This window comes from Arthrobacter sp. 05L417 (assembly GCF_056397865.1).
Genome location: NZ_JBFTOG010000001.1, coordinates 401,316 through 407,355, shown reverse-complemented (window position 1 = coordinate 407,355; position 6,040 = coordinate 401,316). Strand labels below are relative to the sequence as shown.

7 protein-coding genes are annotated in these 6,040 nt (G+C 66.0%); 6 read left to right on the top strand and 1 reads right to left on the bottom strand.

Going from position 1 to position 6,040, the window contains the following annotated elements; genetic code table 11:
- Positions 1 to 378: 378 nt before the first annotated feature.
- From AC1DJW_RS01905 to AC1DJW_RS01880, 6 genes are all read left to right on the top strand, one after another.
- Entirely contained in the window at positions 379 to 603 is a 225-nt protein-coding gene (locus AC1DJW_RS01905) for a DUF3188 domain-containing protein (protein WP_284755035.1), read from the top strand.
- Between the two features lie 17 nt (positions 604 to 620).
- Positions 621 to 2,120 (top strand): FAD-dependent monooxygenase, encoded by a 1,500-nt coding sequence (locus AC1DJW_RS01900; protein ID WP_476900577.1) that lies wholly within the window; start codon positions 621 to 623, stop codon positions 2,118 to 2,120.
- A gap of 45 nt (positions 2,121 to 2,165) precedes the next feature.
- Positions 2,166 to 2,615, top strand: a complete 450-nt coding sequence (locus AC1DJW_RS01895) for an FAS1-like dehydratase domain-containing protein (protein WP_059387332.1) — start codon at positions 2,166 to 2,168, stop codon at positions 2,613 to 2,615.
- Positions 2,616 to 2,617: 2 nt separating this feature from the next.
- Entirely contained in the window at positions 2,618 to 3,055 is a 438-nt protein-coding gene (locus AC1DJW_RS01890) for a MaoC family dehydratase (RefSeq protein WP_459341074.1), read from the top strand.
- Positions 3,056 to 3,120: 65 nt separating this feature from the next.
- Positions 3,121 to 4,374: an MFS transporter gene (locus AC1DJW_RS01885; RefSeq protein ID WP_476900576.1), complete on the top strand. Its 1,254-nt coding sequence runs from the start codon at positions 3,121 to 3,123 to the stop codon at positions 4,372 to 4,374.
- 67 nt (positions 4,375 to 4,441) lie between these two features.
- The gene (locus AC1DJW_RS01880; RefSeq protein WP_476900575.1) at positions 4,442 to 5,509 is read left to right on the top strand and encodes a UDP-N-acetylmuramate dehydrogenase; all 1,068 of its coding nucleotides are present in this window, start codon (positions 4,442 to 4,444) and stop codon (positions 5,507 to 5,509) included.
- Positions 5,510 to 5,552: 43 nt separating this feature from the next.
- On the opposite strand, the gene AC1DJW_RS01875 is transcribed toward AC1DJW_RS01880, so the two are convergent.
- A complete protein-coding gene (locus tag AC1DJW_RS01875) occupies positions 5,553 to 6,023 on the bottom strand; it encodes a hypothetical protein (RefSeq protein WP_284755045.1) in 471 nt (156 codons plus the stop codon).
- Positions 6,024 to 6,040 lie beyond the last annotated feature (17 nt).

Genomic DNA, 6,040 nt, shown 5'->3' with positions numbered 1-6,040 from the left:
CATCCAGAATCGCGTTTTTCTCCCCAACAGTGAAGTGGCGATTCGATTGGCGGACAGGAATAACAAAATCCATCACGGACCTTCCCCGCCCGCGCACCGGACTCCCGCCAACAGGGAACCTGTCACACAAGAGCCTGACACACAGGGTTTTCGGGACGCTCGCTCACATATGTCCGGCTTTCTCCGATACCCTCCTGCAGATGATCTGAGCGAGCGTTGGCCCGGATGCGTTGATAGGTGAGCGAGCGTTGGTGGATTGGCCGTGATAGGTGAGCGAGGGTCCGTTGGAGGCCGGTCCTGAACCGACGCTCGCTCACTCTTGTCGGGTTTCCGGCCCTGCAGGACTCGCCGTTCTGACAAGTGTCCTAAACTTGGGTGGTGCTGAACGAATTCTGGGCCACGGCCTCTATCACCTACAAGACGCTGGTTTTCAGCGCGATGGGGCTTATCGCCGTCGGGATCATCCTGACGATCATCGGCAACACCTCCCATAACCAAGGCCTAGCGGTGACGTCCTTGTTCGTGATCGGGCTCGGTCTGGTCCTGCATGTCGTGGGCATGGTGGTCCGCGGACAGCAGGTCCGCAAGGGCTTGAAGAAGTAGCCTGCAGGAGCATGGCGATGACCAAGCATGCAGTGGTGATCGCCGGTGGAGGTCCCACAGGGCTGATGTTGGCGGGCGAGCTGGCGTTGGCGGGCGTCGACGTCGCAATTGTCGAACGGCGCGCAAACCAGGATCTCGCCGGTTCACGCGCGGGCGGTTTGCACTCACGCACCATCGAGGTCCTGGATCAGCGCGGAATCGCTGACAGGTTCCTGTCTGAGGGGCAGGTGGCCCAGGTCGCCGGGTTCGGCGGCGTCCGTTTCGACATCAGCGACTTTCCCACCCGGCACAACTACGGGCTTGGTCTGTGGCAGAACCACATCGAGCGCATCCTGGCCGGCTGGGTCGCCGAGCTGGCCGTGCCCATCTATTACGGACGCGAGGTGACCGGTTTCGCGCAGGACGAGACCGGCGTCGACGTCGAGCTGTCCGACGGTGAGGCGATGCGCGCGGAGTACCTCGTCGGGTGCGACGGCGGCCGCAGCCTGATCCGTAAAGCAGCCGGCATCGGGTTCCCCGGGTGGGATCCGACCACCAGCGCCTTGATCGCCCAGGTCGAAATGTCCGAGCAGCCGCCATTGGGCGTCCACCCCAATGCCTTTGGCATCCATTCCTTCGGCAAGCTGGAATACAAGATCATCGACGGCAAGGTGGTTTACGCGGATGGCGGGCCAGTGGGGGTCATGGTGACCGAAGAGCACGTCGGACCCGCGACCGAACCCACCCTCCAAGACCTGAGCGCGGCGCTCATCGCCGTATGCGGGACGGATTACGGGATCCACAGTCCCATCTGGATCTCCAGGTTCACCGATATGACCCGGCAGGCCGCAAGCTACCGGGACGGACGGATCCTGCTCGCCGGCGACGCCGCACATGTGCATGCCCCCGACGGCGGACAGGGCCTCAACACCGGTGTGCAGGATGCCGTGAACCTGGGATGGAAGCTAGCCCAGGTGGTCAAGGGGACATCGCCGGAAAGCCTCCTCGACAGCTACCACGCCGAGCGCCACCCCGTGGCTGCCCGCGTGCTGCGAAACACGATGGCGAGTGTCGCGCTTCGCCGCCCGGACGAACGCACGAAGGCCGTGGGCGAGGTCATGGCCGAGCTCCTCGGCATGGAGGAACCGCGCAAGACCTTCGCCGCGATGCAATCCGGCCTCGATGTACATTACGACGCCGGCGAGGGGCACCCGCTGCTCGGACGCCGCATGCCCGATCTCGACCTCGTCACTCCGGACGGCCCGTTGCGCGTCTTCAGCTTGCTGCACGATGCCCGGCCGGTGCTCCTCAACCTCGGCGAACCCGGCAGCATCGACACCATACTGTGGGCGGACCGCGTTCAATTGATCGAAGCGACATACCTTGGTGCCTGGGAGCTTCCGGCACTCGGCGAGGTCACGCCTCCGGCCGCCGTGTTGATCCGGCCCGACGGATACGTGGCCTGGGTGGGAGAACGGACCCAAGCGGGCCTTGCCGATGCGCTCAACACATGGTTCGGACCGCCTGCCGCGCGGTAGCTGTCCGGCTCTTCTTACCGGCTCCCGGGCCGATAGGGTTGGACCATGACTATTAACCCGGACTTGCAGGGCCGCAGCTACCCTGCCGCAGAGGTGTACGACGTCGGCCGCGAAAAGATCCGGGAGTTCGCCCGGGCCGTGAAAGCCACCCACCCCGCCCACTTCGACGTCGAAGCCGCCAAGGCCCTTGGCCACAGCGACCTCGTCGCCCCGCCGACCTTCGCAATCATCGTCGCCCAACGGGCCGATGCCCAGCTGATCGAGGACCCCGATTCCGGGATTGACTTCAGCCGCGTGGTGCACGCCGACCAGCGCTTCACCCACCACCGCCCGATCATTGCCGGGGATCAGTTGCGGGCCGAACTGCACGTCGACGGCGTCCGCGCCATGGGCGGCGGGGCCATGATCACCACTCGTTCGGAAATCACAACGGTGGACGGCGAACGGGTCTCCACCACCACCTCGTCCATCCTGGTCCGCGGAGAGGGACAGTAACCATGAGCTTGAAACTTGAAGAACTCACCGTCGGGCAGGAAATCGGCGCCCGCAGCATCGAGGTCACGCGCCAGGACCTGGTCAAGTACGCCGGCGCGTCCGGCGACTTCAACCCGATCCACTGGAACGAGTCCTTCGCCACCGGCGTCGAACTTCCCGGAGTCATCGCCCACGGTATGTTCACCATGGGCTCCGCCGTGCAACTGGTGAGCGACTGGGCCGGCGACCCCGCCGCCGTCGTCGACTACCAGACGCGCTTCACCAAACCGGTGCTGGTCGCCGATACCACCGGTAGCAGCGAGCCTGGTGCCGTGATCGAGGTCGCCGGAGTGGTGGGAGCGCTCGACGCCGAAGCCCGCACCGCGCGCATCGACCTGACCGTCACCTTCGCCGGCCAGAAGGTCCTCATGAAGTCCCAGGCCGTTGTGAAGCTCGCTTGAGCCGGCTGCAACAATCTGCACCTCGCGCCACCGCGGCGGAATTGTCGCGGTGGCGTACTGCTGTGGTGACCGCGTACGGCGCCAGTGGCCTGGCCTTCTCGTCGTGGGTGTCCCGCTTGCCGGCGATCCGCGATGGCCTGAACCTGACGCCCGGCACGGTAGGCCTCCTGCTGATGTGCATGACGGTGGCATCGTTCCTCTCCGTGTCCGCATCCGGGGTGATCGTGATCCGGCTCGGATCACGACTGACCACGCGGATCGGCGGCGCCATGGTGGGCCTCGGCCTGGCGGTCGCCGGTTTTGGCACGTCCGTGCTGGCAAACCCGGTGGTCGTGGCGCTTGGACTCATGGTGGTCGGCCTCGGCACGGCCAGCTGGAACACGGCGTCCAATGTAGAGGGAGCGTCACTGGAACGCGCCCTTGAACGGCACATCATGCCCCGCCTTCACGGATCCTTCAGCCTCGGCACCGTTGCGGGCGCAGGGCTTGGCGCTTGGGCCGCTGCCGCCGGACTGCCGGTCTTCTGGCATCTGGCAGCGGCCGGCCTGGTGGTCGCCATCTCGGTGGTGACAGCGGCCGCCTGGTTCCGTGCGGATATCACCCGCCATTCCGCTGCAGGAGGTACCGCAAAGGCCTTCAAGCCCGAAAAGCCGGACACCTTCGAAGATCCTTCAACCGGCCCCTTGCCCGTCATCCAGCCCGGCCAGCAGGGACCGGCCGAACCCTTGGACAGCAAGCGCATGGTGGCCCGGGCATGGCGCGAACGCCGGACCCTCCTGCTTGGATTGCTCGTCCTGGGGCTCGCCCTGGCTGAGGGCGCGGCGGGTGACTGGGTGGCCTTGGCGTTGGCCGATGGCCACGGTCAATCCGACGCTGCCGGAGCCATCGGTTATGGAATCTTCGTGACCTTCATGACTGTGGGCCGCTTTGCCGGGACCGTGGTCCTGGATCGCTTCGGGCGGGTGCCCGTGATGCGTTGGTGCTCGGCCACGGCTGTGGCGGGGTTGGCACTCTTTGTCTTCGCTCCGGTGCCGTGGCTCGCCTTCGCGGCCCTGGCCATCTGGGGCCTGGGTGCCTCTTTGGGGTTCCCGGTGGGAATGTCCGCTGCCGCGGACGATCCAGCACACGCAGCGGCCCGAGTATCGGTCGTCTCCACGATCGGCTATGGGGCTTTCCTTTGTGGTCCGCCGCTCTTGGGGTTGCTGGCTGAGCACTTCGGCATCCTGCACTCCTTGCTCGCCGTCCTGGTCCTGCTCGTCGCGAGCTTCTTCCTGGCGCCCGTCTCGCGGAAGCGCGCGCCTGAATCCGCGCATCCCTGAACCCGCGCACCTGAATCCGCGAATCCCTGAGTCGGCCATGGCAGGCAATCCCCGCTAGGCTTGTTCGGTGACCCAGACGATGCTTTCCGAACTGACCACGGCCGCCGTCGGCGGCCCTGCCGGCACCCTTGTGGAGGCCCGCACTGAAGGGGAAATCATCGACGCCGTCCGCTCGGCTGACGCCGCGGGCCAGAAACTGCTCATCATCGGCGGGGGATCCAACCTGCTGATCTCCGACGCCGGATACCCGGGCATCGTGCTCAAAATCGCTTCGCAAGGCTTCACCGTCAACTCGGAAGATAGTTGCGGAGGCGTTTCCGTGGTGGTCCAGTCCGGGCACAACTGGGACGCCCTCGTGGAGCACTCCGTGCTGCACGCGTGGTCCGGACTGGAAGCCCTTTCAGGGATCCCCGGAGCCACGGGCGCCACTCCTGTGCAGAATGTGGGCGCCTACGGTGCCGACGTGTCCCAGACCATCGCCGCAGTCCGTACCTGGGACCGGGAACGCAACGCCGTGCAGACCTTCACCAACTCCGAGCTCAAGTTCGGCTACCGGGACTCCCTCCTCAAACAGACCACCACGGAAGGCTCGCCCCGTTACGTGGTGCTGACGGTTGAATTCCAGCTGCCCCTCGGACGCATGAGCGCACCCATCCGGTACGCGGAGCTTGCGCGGTCCCTCGGGGTTGAGGCCGGGAAGCGCGCGTACTCCAACGACGTCCGGCGTGAAGTCCTGCGGCTGCGCGCTTCCAAGGGCATGGTGCTGGACGCTTCGGACAGGGACACGTATTCCACGGGTTCCTTCTTCACCAACCCGATTGTCCCGGCCGCAGCGGCTGCATCGCTGCCCGAGGGAGCGCCGCAGTACCCGGCTGGAAACGATGGCCTCGTCAAGCTGTCGGCCGCCTGGCTGATCGACCAGGCCGGCTTCGGAAAGGGCTTCGGACTCGACCCCTCCAGCGTCTCAGGCGGTCGCGCCTCGCTGTCCACCAAACACACCCTGGCCATCACCAACAGGGGAGGAGCCAGCGCGGAGGACATGGTGGCGATCGCGCGCGAGGTGCGCCGCGGCGTCGTCGAGCGCTTTGGCATTGAACTGCATCCCGAGCCGCTATTGATCGGGTTGGCCCTGTAGGGGCCCGCGAGGAACCCGCCTAGGAACCCGCGCGGAATGCGCTTCAGCGCTTTCCGGTCGGGAGCACCTTGTTGAGCAAAAGGAACGTTAGCCCGCAGCTGGCGGCCCCCAGAAGGAAGATCTGGCTGAAGGCTATGCTTTGCGGCGACGGACCGCCAGGCGAAATCCAGCCGGCTGCCGCGAAGCCTGCCACGCCAAGCAGCATGACGATGGCGGCGAGCAGGAAGCTGCGGACTTGATCGCTCGCGCTTGTCTGGAACCCGGATTCGGGATCGTCAACGTGCCGATCGGACGGTGGCTGGCTCGCGGCGGCAAGGCCCAGGAGGAGGGCTGCGGCGCCAGTGGCGGCAAGTCCCACCTCTTGGACAGTCTGCATCGACGGGGACAATCGCACCCCCGCACCAACAGCTATTGCCAAACCGCAGACAAGCCCGACGGCGGCGGCGCACCAACCAGCGGCCGCTAACCGCCGGCTGAGCGGCCGCAGCAGCGGACCTAACTCACCGAACAGCATTCCCCTAGCGTAGGAGG